13 protein-coding genes and 3 tRNA genes are annotated in these 13,179 nt (G+C 63.5%); 7 read left to right on the top strand and 9 right to left on the bottom strand.

The genetic code is table 11. From position 1 onward, the window contains the following. Positions 1 to 32 precede the first annotated feature (32 nt). The 3 genes from pgk to tkt all read right to left on the bottom strand — a co-directional run bounded on the left by pgk (position 33) and on the right by tkt (position 4,557). Positions 33 to 1,235: a phosphoglycerate kinase gene (gene pgk, locus BMY84_RS17790; protein WP_093085147.1), complete on the bottom strand. Its 1,203-nt coding sequence runs from the start codon at positions 1,233 to 1,235 to the stop codon at positions 33 to 35. A gap of 263 nt (positions 1,236 to 1,498) precedes the next feature. Beyond that, positions 1,499 to 2,509 (bottom strand): type I glyceraldehyde-3-phosphate dehydrogenase, encoded by a 1,011-nt coding sequence (gap, locus tag BMY84_RS17795; protein WP_093085149.1) that lies wholly within the window; start codon positions 2,507 to 2,509, stop codon positions 1,499 to 1,501. A gap of 86 nt (positions 2,510 to 2,595) precedes the next feature. Next, complete coding sequence (gene tkt / locus BMY84_RS17800; RefSeq protein WP_093085224.1) at positions 2,596 to 4,557, bottom strand: transketolase; 1,962 nt, start codon at positions 4,555 to 4,557, stop codon at positions 2,596 to 2,598. Positions 4,558 to 4,726: 169 nt separating this feature from the next. Here tkt and BMY84_RS17805 point away from each other — a divergent pair, with 169 nt between their 5' ends. From BMY84_RS17805 to aqpZ, 5 genes are all read left to right on the top strand, one after another. After that, positions 4,727 to 4,954, top strand: a complete 228-nt coding sequence (locus BMY84_RS17805) for a hypothetical protein (RefSeq protein ID WP_256213258.1) — start codon at positions 4,727 to 4,729, stop codon at positions 4,952 to 4,954. After that, a complete protein-coding gene (locus BMY84_RS17810) occupies positions 4,947 to 5,282 on the top strand; it encodes a cell division protein ZapA (protein WP_093085150.1) in 336 nt (111 codons plus the stop codon). The genes BMY84_RS17805 and BMY84_RS17810 overlap by 8 nt, the downstream gene beginning before the upstream one ends. Before the next feature lie 301 nt (positions 5,283 to 5,583). After that, positions 5,584 to 6,177, top strand: a complete 594-nt coding sequence (locus BMY84_RS17815) for a 5-formyltetrahydrofolate cyclo-ligase (protein WP_093085152.1) — start codon at positions 5,584 to 5,586, stop codon at positions 6,175 to 6,177. After that, positions 6,174 to 6,416, top strand: coding sequence for a DUF2842 domain-containing protein (locus BMY84_RS17820; RefSeq protein WP_093085153.1), 243 nt, complete (start codon positions 6,174 to 6,176; stop codon positions 6,414 to 6,416). The genes BMY84_RS17815 and BMY84_RS17820 overlap by 4 nt, the downstream gene beginning before the upstream one ends. A gap of 241 nt (positions 6,417 to 6,657) precedes the next feature. Further along, a complete protein-coding gene (aqpZ, locus tag BMY84_RS17825) occupies positions 6,658 to 7,389 on the top strand; it encodes an aquaporin Z (RefSeq protein ID WP_093085155.1) in 732 nt (243 codons plus the stop codon). 63 nt (positions 7,390 to 7,452) lie between these two features. Here aqpZ and BMY84_RS17830 read toward each other — a convergent pair. The 4 genes from BMY84_RS17830 to BMY84_RS17845 all read right to left on the bottom strand — a co-directional run bounded on the left by BMY84_RS17830 (position 7,453) and on the right by BMY84_RS17845 (position 9,040). Next, positions 7,453 to 7,529: transfer RNA gene (locus BMY84_RS17830), tRNA-Asp, on the bottom strand. A gap of 81 nt (positions 7,530 to 7,610) precedes the next feature. Then, positions 7,611 to 7,687: transfer RNA gene (locus BMY84_RS17835), tRNA-Asp, on the bottom strand. A 79-nt stretch (positions 7,688 to 7,766) separates the two neighbouring features. After that, positions 7,767 to 7,843, bottom strand: a tRNA-Asp gene (locus BMY84_RS17840). A 42-nt stretch (positions 7,844 to 7,885) separates the two neighbouring features. After that, a complete protein-coding gene (locus tag BMY84_RS17845; protein ID WP_093012059.1) occupies positions 7,886 to 9,040 on the bottom strand; it encodes an AI-2E family transporter in 1,155 nt (384 codons plus the stop codon). A gap of 164 nt (positions 9,041 to 9,204) precedes the next feature. Here BMY84_RS17845 and BMY84_RS17850 point away from each other — a divergent pair, with 164 nt between their 5' ends. Both BMY84_RS17850 and BMY84_RS17855 read left to right on the top strand, forming a co-directional pair. Then, entirely contained in the window at positions 9,205 to 9,681 is a 477-nt protein-coding gene (locus BMY84_RS17850) for a hypothetical protein (protein WP_177204040.1), read from the top strand. Between the two features lie 38 nt (positions 9,682 to 9,719). Further along, complete coding sequence (locus BMY84_RS17855) at positions 9,720 to 10,463, top strand: class I SAM-dependent methyltransferase (protein ID WP_093085156.1); 744 nt, start codon at positions 9,720 to 9,722, stop codon at positions 10,461 to 10,463. Positions 10,464 to 10,582: 119 nt separating this feature from the next. Here BMY84_RS17855 and BMY84_RS17860 read toward each other — a convergent pair whose 3' ends face one another. Both BMY84_RS17860 and BMY84_RS17865 read right to left on the bottom strand, forming a co-directional pair. Next, entirely contained in the window at positions 10,583 to 11,881 is a 1,299-nt protein-coding gene (locus tag BMY84_RS17860; protein ID WP_093085158.1) for a dihydrolipoamide acetyltransferase family protein, read from the bottom strand. Positions 11,882 to 11,975: 94 nt separating this feature from the next. Further along, entirely contained in the window at positions 11,976 to 12,980 is a 1,005-nt protein-coding gene (locus BMY84_RS17865) for an alpha-ketoacid dehydrogenase subunit beta (protein WP_093085227.1), read from the bottom strand. Between the last annotated feature and the right edge of the window lie 199 nt (positions 12,981 to 13,179).

A 13,179-nucleotide genomic window follows, 5' to 3' on the forward strand; every position in this document is an offset into this window, starting at 1 on the left:
ACTTCGCTCGAAGCGAACGGATTATTTCACGTTCAGATCGTCAACGCCTTAACGCCCGGCAACTCCTTGCCTTCCATCCATTCGAGGAAGGCGCCGCCAGCAGTAGAGATGAAGCTGAAATCGCTGCCAACGCCCGCATGGTTGAGCGCGGCAACGGTGTCGCCACCACCAGCGACCGACGTCAACTGGCCTTCCTTGGTCAGCGCCGCCGCCGTCTTGGCCAGCGCCACCGTCGCGGTGTCGAACGGCGCGATCTCAAAGGCGCCGAGCGGGCCATTCCAGACCAAAGTGCGGCAGTTCTTCAGCGCATCGCCCAGTGCCTCGACCGCAGCGGGGCCGACATCCAGAATCATTTCGTCTTCGGCAACTTCATGCACATTGCAGGTGCGAACCGACGGCGGGTTCGCCGCAAATTCCTTCGCCACGACGACGTCATAGGGCAGATGGATGATGCAACCAGCCGCTTCCGCCTTGTCGAAGATCGCTTCGGCCGTGTCGCTCAGATCCTTTTCGCACAGCGATTTGCCGACATCGACGCCACGGGCATAGAGGAAGGTGTTGGCCATGCCGCCGCCGATGATCAGATGATCGACCTTGGCGACGAGATTGTTGAGAACGTCGAGCTTGGTCGACACCTTTGCGCCGCCCACGACAGCCGCGACCGGCTTTACCGGTTCGCCAAGTGCAGCCTGAAGCGCGTCCAGTTCCTTTTCCATCGAGCGACCGGCAAAGGCCGGCAGCTTGTGCGCCAGACCTTCGGTCGAAGCATGGGCGCGATGGGCTGCGGAAAAGGCGTCGTTGACGTACAGGTCGCCGATGGCGGCCATGGCTTCTACCAGCGCCGGGTCGTTCGTTTCCTCGCCGGGATGGAAGCGGGTATTTTCCAGAATCGCGATGTCGCCCGGGCGCATGACCGCGATGCCGTCTACGGCTGCTTCGCCCTGACAGTCGGGGATGAACTGCACTTCGCGGCCAAGCACCTGCGTCAGCGGACGCGTGATCTTCGACAGCGAATATTCCGGGTTCTTCTGCCCCTTGGGGCGGCCAAAATGGGCGAGGATCAGCACCTTGGCGCCGCGATCGGCCAGTTCCAGCACGGTCGGCATCGCCGCGCGCAGGCGGGTATCGTCGCTGACCGAACCATCCTGCATGGGGACGTTCAGGTCTTCGCGCACCAGCACGATCTTGCCGGTGATGTCACCCATATCGTCGAGCGTCTTGAAGGGCTTGGTCATGTCTTTTCCCCTGATCCTAATATTTGAAAGCTGCCTGACACATAGACTTCGTCATTGCGAGCGTAGCGAAGCAATCCATGGTGCGTCGATGGATTGCTTCGCTACGCTCGCAATGACGGGCGATGCAAACCGGCCTAACAGACGTCATCCCAGCGAAAGCTGGGATCTCTCTCCCTTTCCCGCATAGAGGAAGAAAGCGAGATCCCAGCTTTCGCTGGGATGACGAAAAAGGGCAGACTTTCGCCTGCCCTTCAACCTTTGTCTTACAGGAACTTCGCGACGACGCCGGTGGTGTCGATCATGCGGTTCGAGAAGCCCCATTCATTGTCGTACCAGCTCAGCACGCGGACCAGCTTGCCGTCGACCACGGCGGTTTCCAGGCTATCGACGGTCGAGCTGCGCGGATCGCCATTATAGTCGATCGACACCAAAGGTTCGTCCGAATAGCCCAGCACGCCCTTGAGCGGGCCGGCTTCCGACGCGGCCTTCAGCAGGCTGTTGACCTCGTCCTTGCTAGTCGGGCGCTTGGGAATGAACTTCAGGTCCACGACCGAAACGTTCGGGGTCGGCACGCGGATCGAAGACCCGTCCAGCTTGCCCTTCAATTCGGGCAGAACCTCACCCACCGCGCGGGCGGCGCCGGTGGAGGTCGGGATCTGCGACAGGGCAGCGGCGCGAGCGCGGCGCATGTCGCTGTGCAGCTGATCCAGCGTGTTCTGGTCGTTGGTGTAGCTGTGGATCGTCGTCATGAAGCCGCTTTCGATGCCGATCGCATCGTTCAGCACCTTGGCGAGCGGGGCCAAACAGTTGGTGGTGCAGCTGGCGTTCGAAATGACGATGTCATCGGCGGTCAGCGCGTCATGGTTGACGCCGAACACGACGGTACGATCGACATTGGTGCCCGGCGCAGAGATGATCACGCGCTTGGCGCCAGCGGTCAGATGAGCGCTGGCCTTGTCCTTGGTGGTGAAGATGCCGGTGCATTCCAGCGCGATTTCCACGCCCAACTCTGCGTGCGGCAGGTTGGCGGGGTCGCGCTCCGCCGTCACCTTGATCTTCTTGCCATCAACGACGAGGAAATCGCCATCGACGCTGACATCGCCGGCCCAGTTACCATGCACGGAGTCGCGCTTGAACAGCAGGGCGTTGGACTTGACGGCGCCCAGATCGTTGATGCTGACCAGTTCCAGGTCATGGTCGGTGCGCGACAGGATTGCGCGCGCCACCAGGCGGCCGATACGTCCAAAACCGTTAATTGCTACCTTCGTTGCCACTGCACTAGCCTCCTGGGGTGTGATGTTCGGTTATAGATAGGGTCTGCATGTCACCGACCATGGTGGGCGGTGACATGCAAAGGATTTTAGAGAGCGGCCGCGATTTGCGGCGCGATCTTGGCGGCGGTCAGGCCGAAATGGTCGTAGAGGACTTCGGCGGGGGCCGACGCGCCGAAGCTGTCGATGCCGAAGCGCAGGCCGTCGAGGCCGGTATAGCGTTCCCAGCCGAAGGTGGTGCCGGCCTCGATCGAGGCGCGCAGCACACCGGCGGGCAGGATGTCGGCCTTGTAGGCGGCGTCCTGCGCGTCGAAATGCGCCCAGCTGGGCATCGAGACGACGTCGGCGCCGATGCCCTGTTCTTCCAGCGCCTTGGCGGTGGCGACGGCGATCTCGACTTCCGAACCGGTGGCGAGCAGCACAACCTTGCGATCGGCGGTCGCGGCAACCAGGCGGTAGGCGCCCTTGGCCGACAGATTTTCACTCTTTTCCAGGCGTAGCTGTGGCAGGTTCTGGCGGGTCAGCGCCAGCACCGACGGGCCGGTCGCATCCTTCAGTGCCAGTTCCCAGCACTCCGCCGTCTCGACGATGTCGGCCGGGCGATAGACGTCGAGGTTCGGGATCATGCGCATCGACATGACATGCTCGATCGGCTGGTGGGTCGGGCCGTCTTCGCCCAGACCGATCGAGTCATGGGTGAGGACGTGGATGACCCGCTGTTCCTGCAGCGCAGCCAGGCGGATGCCGGCGCGCATATAGTCGGAAAAGACCAGGAAGGTGCCGCCATAGGGGATCACGCCGCCATGCAGCGCCATGCCGTTCATCGCGCAGGCCATGCCGAATTCGCGGATACCGTAATAGACGTAGCGCCCCGAATAATCGTCCTTGGTCAGCGGACCGGTCGACTTGGTCTTGGTATTGTTGGAGCCGGTAAGGTCGGCCGAACCGCCCAGCGTTTCGGGCAACAGGTCGTTGATCGCGCCCAGCGCCAGTTCGCTCGCCTTGCGGGTCGCGACCTTTTGCGGGTTGGCGATCAGGCTGTCGATATAGGCGTCGAGCGAGAAGTCGGCGGGCAGGTCGCCAGCCATGCGGCGGGTGAATTCCGCAGCCTTCTCGTTGCTTGCAAGGCGACCTTCCCAAGCAGCGCGAACATCTCGGCCCTTGGCGCCAATCGCCTTCCAGGCATCGGCAATGTCGGCCGGGATGACGAAGGGTTCGGCGGTCCAGCCGAGAAACTCGCGGGCGGCGGCAACTTCGTCGGTGCCGAGCGCCGAGCCGTGAACGCCCGATGTGCCGGCCTTGTTCGGCGCGCCATAGCCGATCTTGGTGGCGCAGGCGACGATCGAGGGGCGCGGATCGGCAACGGCTTCGGCCAGCGCGCGGCGCACGTCGGCGACGTCATGGCCGTCGCACGACACGACATGCCAGCCGGTGGCGGCATAGCGGGCCAGCACATCTTCGCTGCTCGACAGGTCGACGGCACCGTCAATGGTGATCTTGTTATCGTCCCAAAGCACGTTCAGGCGGCCAAGGCCCAGATGACCGGCCAGACCGATGGCTTCATGGTTGATGCCTTCCATCAGGCAGCCGTCGCCAGCGATGACCCAGGTCTTGTGATCGACCAGATCGTCGCCGAACTGCGCATTCAGATGACGCTCGGCGATCGCCATGCCGACGGCGGTGGCAAGGCCCGAACCGAGCGGACCGGTGGTCGCTTCGACGCCTGCCAGTTCGAAATTCTCCGGGTGGCCGGCGCAGGGGCTGTGCAACTGGCGGAAATTCGCAATGTCCTCGATCGTCGGCTTGGCATAGCCGGTCAGGTGCAGCAGCGAATAGATCAGCATCGACCCATGGCCGGCCGACAGGACAAAGCGGTCGCGGTCGGCCCATTTGGGATCAGTCGGATCGAATTTCAGATAATCGCCGAACAGAACGGTCGCTACGTCCGCCATGCCCATCGGCATGCCCGGATGGCCGCTATTGGCGGCCTGCACGGCGTCCATGGAGAGCGCCCGAATGGCGTTGGCGAGCGACTTTTCCGAAACGGTCATCTTGGGCGGGAATCTTTCCTGATCGGGCATAGCGGGAAGACCGCGCGCGCGGTCGATTCGACATCGCGCTCCCTTTGTCGCGTCAAGCCCCATGCGTCAACCGCATGTCGCCGCAGCGACGCACCGCCGGGACCAGCATCGAAGCGGTACACTGCCCTAAAGACCGCTTTTGCAAGGCCCCGACTTCCGCTATGACTGGCCGATGGCAAGCGACCGCATGATGCAGGCGATCGGCACGCTGGAGCGTGCAGTGACCCGGCTTGAGCAGGATGTCGCCCGTCTCCTGGAGACGCCCGCGACTTCCCCCTCCCCCGCCCTTGACGCTACGGCAGCACGTGCCGCACTCCGATCTCTCGATGAACTGATCGATTCGCTGAACGGACGGACCCATGGCTGAAATAATGCTACAGATCGCCGGACGCCCCTATCCCATACGCTGTCGCGACGGGGAGGAAGCGCATATCACCCATCTGGCGACCATGATCGAGCAGAAGGCGCGTCAGGCGCAGCAGTCCACGCCCGGCATGACGGAAGTGCGCACCCTGTTGTTCGCGGCGCTGTTTCTGGCCGACGAACTCAACGATCTGCGGCGGGAAGCGGCCGGGCGACAGACGCAACTGGCGCTGGAGGCCGACGACGAGCCGAGCGCCCGCGCCATCGAGGCGCTGGCCGCCCGGATAGAAAAGCTGCGCGAGCGACTTGCCGTAAGCGCCTCGGACGCCTAGATTGGCGATGACGGGCACTGCGCGACACGAGCTTTAGCGAACATCCCTGAGGCGATAATCAAAATCCAAGGGGGCTGTCCCTGGGCGGGTTCAGGCCCGTTCTACATGGTCCCCACCTGACGTTGAGGCGTCAGAGGATATTCCAGCAAACGACCGAGGCGGTCCCGTCACCCGCTTTTTCTCTTACACCTCCCCGATCGTGCTCCTGCGAAAGCAGGAGCCTAGTGTCGAACGGACGGCCCTGCATCCTGGGCTCCTGCTTTCGCAGGAGCACTCTATTTTCAGACCCAGCGGACAAGCCATGAACGACGATCAGCCCGACAAGACCAGCCTGCGCGCGATCGCCCGACAGAGGCGGCGCAATTTTGTCGCCTCGCTCGATCCGCTTGCCCATCGACTGGCGTTCAAAGCCGTGCCTTCTCCTCTGGCCCGCCGGATCGCTGATGCGAACATCGTGGCGCTCTATATGGGCATGGACGATGAGGCCCCGGCCCAGCGCATGGCGGCCCAACTCCAGACCATGGGCAAGATCGTGGCATTGCCGCGCGTGCTCGATCGGCTGGGCAGCATGGATTTCCTCGCATGGCAGCCCGAGGATCAACTCTTCCCCGGCCTGTTCGGCACCAGCCATCCCGAACCGAGCGGTGGCCCGGTGACGCCCGACGTCATCATCGCGCCTCTGGTCGGTTTCGACCGGGCGATGAACCGGCTGGGCCAGGGCGGCGGCTATTATGACCGCGCCTTCGCCCGTTTCCCCGATGCGCTGCGCGTCGGCCTCGCCTGGTCAGCGCAGGAAATCGACGCCCTGCCCGCTGATCCGTGGGATCTGCCGCTGGACATCATCATGACCGAGGTCGAACTGATCGAGGGTGAAGGCGAGGACGGGACGGTATGAGCATCGATCCGCGCCATTATCATCAGCCAAGCTGGCGCAAGCCAGTGGGCATGCTGACAATCGTCGGCCTGATTGTCGCATGGGCCGTACTGGTGGGCAGCCTGTCCGGCCTGATCGGCCTGCTGCCGGTATGGGCGCAGGTGCCGGTCTATGTGGTGCTGGGCATCGTGTGGATCTGGATATTGCCACTCCGGCGCCTGCTGGCCTGGATGGAAACCGGGCGCTGGCGGCGCGGATAATATCGTGACAACTCCGCAACGAATGACTATTCATTCGTTGACTTAGTGTAATGGCCTGCCCGTATTTCCTCGGGTCGGCTCGCTGACGGACGGAGTGCGACGCCATGCCGATCGCAACATTGCTGTCCCGCACGCGCCATCGGCGGCGCATTCCTTCTCCATATTTCCTATCGGGCGGCGCCACCCCGCACCGACACATCCCATCTCTGGTGGCACGGCTCCACTGGGACAGGAGACAGTGATGGTTGGGTTGGAAAAGAGACTATTCGCCGAAACATTGGGCACATTCTGGCTGGTGTTCGGCGGCTGCGGCAGCGCCGTTCTGGCCGCCGCCTTTCCGAACGTGGGCATCGGCCTGCTGGGCGTCAGCCTGGCCTTTGGATTGACGGTGCTGACCATGGCCTATTCGATCGGCCATATTTCCGGCTGCCACCTCAATCCGGCGGTCACGATCGGCCTATGGGCCGGCGGCCGCTTCCCGGTGCGGGACATCGCGCCCTATATCGTCGCGCAACTGGTCGGCGCCGTGCTGGCGGCGGCTTTGCTGCTCTTCATCGCCAGCGGCCAGCCGGGATTCGTACTTGCTGCCAATGGGCTGGCGATTAACGGCTATGACGCCCTGTCGCCCGGCGGCTATTCGCTGGCATCGGGGCTGGCGATCGAACTGGTGCTGACCTTCGGCTTTCTGTCGGTCATTCTGGGTGCGACGGACAGTCGGGCGCCGAGCGGATTCGCCCCGATCGCCATCGGCCTTGCGCTGACGCTGATCCATCTGATCAGCATTCCGGTCACCAACACGTCGGTGAATCCGGCACGCAGCACCGGGCCGGCGCTGCTGGTCGGCGGCCTCGCCCTGCAACAATTATGGCTCTTCTGGATTGCGCCCATCGTCGGCGCACTGGCGGCAGGCGGCGTCTATCGCTGGCTGGCGACCGAGCCGCTGCCTCCGCCTGTGACCGGCGGCGAAATCTGATTTGAAAGAAAGGGATGTCGGCGCTTCCATGCGCCGACTCCATCACCCGGACAATCAGGGTGATGGCGCGAGTGACGGGGCTCGAACCCGCGACCTCCGGCGTGACAGGCCGGCACTCTAACCAACTGAGCTACACCCGCGTAGGTGCTGCATCTTATCCGACCATGACGGTCGCCAGACGATGCACGATCTGGGAAAATTCACTTTCCGGTCAAGGAAAGTGGCGCGAGTGACGGGGCTCGAACCCGCGACCTCCGGCGTGACAGGCCGGCACTCTAACCAACTGAGCTACACCCGCGCAGGGTGGCATCTTTCGCAGCCAAGGCCGCCAGACGATGCAAATCTTCTACACCATATCCACCTTCCTGCAAGGAAAGTGGCGCGAGTGACGGGGCTCGAACCCGCGACCTCCGGCGTGACAGGCCGGCACTCTAACCAACTGAGCTACACCCGCGTTTGGTGTGGAGCCGCCGTCTATGAGCGTCCTGCGATGCTGTCAACCGTCTGCAACATCGGTTTCATCTTTCTCCGCATTTTCTTTGCGCGGCGCGACCGTCAACGTGCCCTGTTCAAACAGGAAACCGGCGATATCCGGGGTTCCGGCGGCCGACACCACGGTCTGGATGATGATCAGCAGCGGCACCGCCAGCAGCGCGCCCGGCGTGCCCCACACCCATCCCCAGAAAGTCAGCGACACGAGAATCAGCAGCGGGTTCATCGTCAGCCGCCGCCCCAACAACAGCGGCGTGACGACATTGGCCTCCACCAGATGGAAGCCGACCTGCAAGCCGGCGGGCAGCAAGGCGACATAGACATCGTCGAACACCATCAGGCCGCCCAGCCCCAGCAGCACCGCCGCCAGCATCGGCCCAAAATAGGGCACGAAGTTGAGCAAGGCGACGATACCGCCCCACATCAGCGGAGACGGCATGCCGATCAGCCACAGGGCAAGAGCCACCGCCAGCCCCAGACAGATATTGATGGTCGCAATGGTGATGACATAGGCCGATGTCGCATCGACCACATTCTGGATCACCCGTGCGACAGCCATGGCGCCGTCGAAGCTGCCCCGACTGTTGATCGTGCGGCGGCGCAACTTGGTCCAGCCGGCGAGAAAGAAATAGATGATGAGCAGCGCGAACACCATCTGGATGATCGCCGACGGGGCGGAGGTCGCGGCAAATTGCAACAGCGACCGGGGCGCATCGACCGCCGCCGTCTGCGCCGCCGCCACAGGCCCGGTCGCCAGCATCTGCACGGTTTCATCCACGAAGCGCTGGAGACTGGCGTAGAAATCGATCAGCGGCGCCAGGTTCGCCTGAATTTGCGGCAGGCGCTGGGGCAGGATGCGGAACCAGTCGGTCGCCGGCACCACGATCAGCACCAGCGCCGTGTTCGCCACCAGCAGGAAGCCGACCACTGCGATCAGTGCCGACAGGCCGGACGGAATGCCGCGCCGTTCCATCCATTCGAGCAGCGGAACCAGCGCGATCGCGATCACCAGCGCGGCGGTCAGCGGCAGGAAAAACTCCGCCCCCGCCCGCAGTGCGAAAGGCAAGGCCAGCAGCAGGCCTATCCCCGATGTCAGCGCGAGCGACGCCAGCAACCGGTCACGCCGCCGGTTGATCTCCTGCTGGTCATTATTGATCACGCTTGGCTGATTCCCCGTTCGTTCACCCTGATGTGCGACGGACAGACAAAGCCGTCAATTTACAAAGCCGTTAACTGCGCCAGCGACACAGGAAACAGGGGCTTAACCAAATATTTCCGCTCAGCGGCTAGAACGGTCGCGGGGACGCAAGAACGGGGAATGGCATGAAAGGGCTGCTTTTCGCGCTGGCCGGCCTGATGGCGGCGCAAGTAGCAGATGCTCAAGTGGCTGGCGCGCAGGCAATGGTGCGCCTAGACACGCAGATGTTCGTGGAAAAGGTCGCCACCGACCTCAACGGTCGCCTGCGCCGCACGCTGGAGAGCGCCGATCGCATCGCGCCCGGCGACCGGGTGATCGTGATCCTGAACTGGCGCAATCAGGGCGCGGCCCCGATTCGCGATTTCACCGCCACCCGATCCGTGCTGCGCGGCACGACCCCGGACCTGCGCGATCCGGCCGTGCAGGTGTCGATCGACGGCGGCCAGCATTGGGCACGGTTCGACCAGCTATGGCTACCGACCCCTTTGGGCGGCGTGCGCCGGGCCGTGGCGGAGGATGTCACCCATATTCGCTGGCAATTGCCCGACAGCGCCTTTCCCGGCCAGAGCGGGCGGCTGAGCTATCGCGCCACCATTCAGTAAGGCTTGAGCAAGGGGCCGACTGCCCCTAAGACCGGGCCATGCCTAAAGACGCAGAGCGCGCCTATCTCGCCAATATGGGTGAGGGCGGCCGCGAACATTCGCTCAACAAACCCTTTTCCGATCCCCAGTGCGGCATTCAGCTCGCCTCGATCGGCTTCATCATGTCGCTGCTGCCGCCAGCACCGGCCCGCATATTGGACCTTGGCTGCGGGGGGGGCTGGACCAGCCTGTTCTATGCACGCCATGGTCATGAGGTGACGGGGCAGGATATCGCGCCCGACATGATCGACCTGGCACGCGAAAATGCGACGCTGAACGGTCTGGCCGATCGCACCCATTTCCTGTGCAGCGATTTCGAAGGGCTGGAGCAGGAGGGCCATTATGACGCGGCGATCTTCTACGACGCGCTGCATCATGCGGAGGATGAGGGTGCGGCGATCCGGTCGGCCTGGCGGGCGCTGAAGCCCGGCGGCATTCTGATCACCCATGAACCGGGCGAAGGCCATAGCCAGTCGGCCGAATCGATCGAGGCGATGGCGAAATTCGGCGTCAACGAACGCGACATGCCCCCGCACCTGATCATCGCGCGCGGCAAGGAGGCGGGCTTCACCCGCTTTCGCGTGCTGCCCATGCCCGCTTTGCTCTACAGCACCTTCTATCAGGAGCGGGACTATTCGGGCCGCTGGCTGAGCAAGCGGCGCTGGAAGATGATGCAGCGCGCGATGCGCATGCTGTTCAATCCGGACCTGAAGGAGGGCGCCGTCGTCGTGATGACGAAATAGGCGCCCTGCTCTCTTCTTAGAGCGCGCTGCGTTAAATCTGACGCAGGTCGCGCGCTCTAGTTTTTTGTTTTCGCATCGCTTTATGCGGAAAACCGGTGCCCATTTTTCCGCGCGATGCTCTAATCCACGAACAGGAAGGCCGGCGCCTCCAGCCGCTTGCGCACTGCCTGAACGAAGCTGGCCGCATCCCAGCCATCGACCACACGATGGTCGCAACTGATCGACAGGTTCATCAGCTTGGCGGCGACAATCTCCTTGCCGCGAAAGACCGGGCGCTCGATCACCCGGTTTGGCCCGATGATCGCCACTTCGGGCCGGTTGATGACCGGCGTGGTGGCGACACCGCCCAACGGCCCCAGCGACGTCAGCGTCAGGGTGGAACCGGACAGTTCCTCCGACTTCGCCTTGCCGGTGCGGGCGGCGTCGGCGAGGCGACGGATCTCGCTCGCCAGTTGCCAGACATTGCGGTCCTGCGCGTCGCGGATCACCGGCACCATCAGCCCGGCATCGGTCTGCGTCGCGAGCCCCAGATGCACCGAACCATGGCGCGTGACCACGCCCGCTTCATCATCATAACGGGCGTTGAGCATCGGAAAATCGGGCAGGCTCCTGCAGATCGCCACGATCAGCAGCGGCAGCATGGTGAGCTTCGGCCGATCGCCGCGCCCCGCGTTAAGCTGCTCGCGCAGTTCCTCCAGCGCGGTGACGTCGATTTCCTCGACATAGGTGAAGTGGGGGATATGCCGTTTCGACGCGGCCATATTCTCGGCGATGCGGCGGCGCATGCCGATGACCTTGATCGGCTCGTCGGCGCGTCGGGCGCTGCGCCCGGCGGGGGTGTAGCCCTGCCCCTGCCCGTAGAGGAGGTAGGCGTCGAGGTCAGAATGGCGGATATGTTCGCCGGCGGGCTTCACCTGCGCCAGGTCGATGCCGAGATCCTTCGCCCTCGCGCGGACGGCAGGGGAAGCGAGCACCACTTCTTCTCCCTTCCCTACAAGGGAGGGGTTGGAGCTGGGTGGTGAGCGCAGCGAGCTTTTTTCCGCTGCATCCGAGGAGCCGCCTTCGGCGGCACCCACTCCCGGCCCCTCCCTTACAGGGAGGGGAGTTTCGGTTGCTTCGATGGCTATGTCAGCTTCTACCGCATCCTCACCCGACGCAACCGCAATCGCCCCCGCGCCTTCCGTCTCGATCTCCACCAGCATCGACCCGATCGGCACCTGATCGCCCGGCTCTCCGGCGAGGCGCACCACGGTCCCCGACACCGGGCTTTCCATCTCGACTGTCGCCTTGTCGGTCATCATGTCGGCGATCGGCTGATCTTCCTCGACCCGGTCGCCGACCTTGACGTGCCAGCCGACGATCTCCGCCTGCGCAATGCCTTCGCCGATGTCCGGCAGCTTGAATGTGAACAGCGCCATTACATCCTCCCCCGTTCGTGCATGGGCGTAAGAATGATTTCGTAAACGTCGTGCGTGGCACGAACGGAGCAGGGAGGTGTAACAACCATAGCCCTCAATCCTTCATAATCTTGGTGATGGCTTCGCGGATGCGCACGGGGCCGGGGAAATAGGCCCATTCCAGACTGTGCGGATATGGCGTGTCGAAGCCGGTGACGCGCTCGATCGGCGCTTCGAGATGATAGAAGCAGCGCTCCTGCACCTGGGCGAGCAGTTCCGCGCCGAAGCCGGACGTTCGGGTCGCCTCATGCACGATCAGGCAGCGGCCGGTCTTCTTCACCGACGCTTCGATCGTATCGATGTCGAGCGGCACCAGGCTGCGCAGGTCGACAATCTCCGCATCGATGCCCATGGCGGCAACGGTATTTTCAACCACATGCACCATCGTGCCATAGCAGAGGATGGTCAGCGTCTCTCCCGCCCGCGCGATCCGCGCGGTGCCCAGCGGGATGCGATAATAGCCTGTCGGCACCTGCGCGTCCGCATGCCCGGCCCAACTGGTCGCGGGCGTATCATAATGGCCGTCGAACGGGCCGTTATAGATGCGCTTGGGTTCGAAGAAGAGCGTGGGATCATTATCCTCGATCGCGGCGATCAGCAGGCCCTTGGCGTCATAGGGGGTGGACGGGATCACCGTCTTGATCCCCGAACAATGGGTGAAGATGCCTTCGGGCGACTGGCTGTGCGTCTGCCCACCGAAAATGCCACCGCCAAAGGGCGATCGGACCGTCATCGGCGCGATGAACTCGCCCGCGGAACGATAGCGCAGCCGCGCCGCCTCGCTCACCAACTGGTCGAGCGCGGGATAGATATAGTCGGCAAACTGGATTTCCGGCACCGGCCGCAAGCCATAGGCCCCCATGCCCACCGCCACGCCGATGATCCCGCATTCGGTGATCGGCGTGTCGAACACGCGGTTCTTGCCATATTTCTGCTGAAGGCCGGCCGTGGCGCGGAACACGCCGCCAAAAAAGCCGACATCCTCCCCCATCACGACCACATCGGGATCGCGCGCCATCATCACGTCCATGGCGCTGTTGATCGCCTGGATCATGTTCATCTGGGTGGTTTCGGTCATTGTCTCAGTCATGGCACCATCCTTTCCTCGCCCCTTTCAGGGGCGAGGATACGGAGCCTTGCCAGCTTGCTGGCTAGGCGAAGTTGGAGAGGGGGAATGGCGAGAGGCTGCGTCCGGGACGCCCCCTCTCCAACCTTCGCTAGGCGGCACGCCGCCAAGCTGCGATATCCTCTCCCCTGTA

The sequence above is a fragment of the Sphingobium sp. AP50 genome, from assembly GCF_900109095.1.
Classification (GTDB): domain Bacteria; phylum Pseudomonadota; class Alphaproteobacteria; order Sphingomonadales; family Sphingomonadaceae; genus Sphingobium.

What these genes read in the sequence shown, in the direction of transcription:
- pgk (WP_093085147.1), bottom strand. Translation starts at nt 1,235, where the DNA reads ATGACCAAGCCCTTCAAGACGCTCGACGATATGGGTGACATCACCGGC.
- tkt (WP_093085224.1), bottom strand. Translation starts at nt 4,557, where the DNA reads ATGACCGTTTCGGAAAAGTCGCTCGCCAACGCCATTCGGGCGCTCTCC.
- BMY84_RS17810 (WP_093085150.1), top strand. Translation starts at nt 4,947, where the DNA reads ATGGCTGAAATAATGCTACAGATCGCCGGACGCCCCTATCCCATACGC.
- BMY84_RS17815 (WP_093085152.1), top strand. Translation starts at nt 5,584, where the DNA reads ATGAACGACGATCAGCCCGACAAGACCAGCCTGCGCGCGATCGCCCGA.
- BMY84_RS17820 (WP_093085153.1), top strand. Translation starts at nt 6,174, where the DNA reads ATGAGCATCGATCCGCGCCATTATCATCAGCCAAGCTGGCGCAAGCCA.
- aqpZ (WP_093085155.1), top strand. Translation starts at nt 6,658, where the DNA reads ATGGTTGGGTTGGAAAAGAGACTATTCGCCGAAACATTGGGCACATTC.
- BMY84_RS17850 (WP_177204040.1), top strand. Translation starts at nt 9,205, where the DNA reads ATGAAAGGGCTGCTTTTCGCGCTGGCCGGCCTGATGGCGGCGCAAGTA.
- BMY84_RS17855 (WP_093085156.1), top strand. Translation starts at nt 9,720, where the DNA reads ATGCCTAAAGACGCAGAGCGCGCCTATCTCGCCAATATGGGTGAGGGC.
- BMY84_RS17860 (WP_093085158.1), bottom strand. Translation starts at nt 11,881, where the DNA reads ATGGCGCTGTTCACATTCAAGCTGCCGGACATCGGCGAAGGCATTGCG.
- BMY84_RS17865 (WP_093085227.1), bottom strand. Translation starts at nt 12,980, where the DNA reads ATGAACATGATCCAGGCGATCAACAGCGCCATGGACGTGATGATGGCG.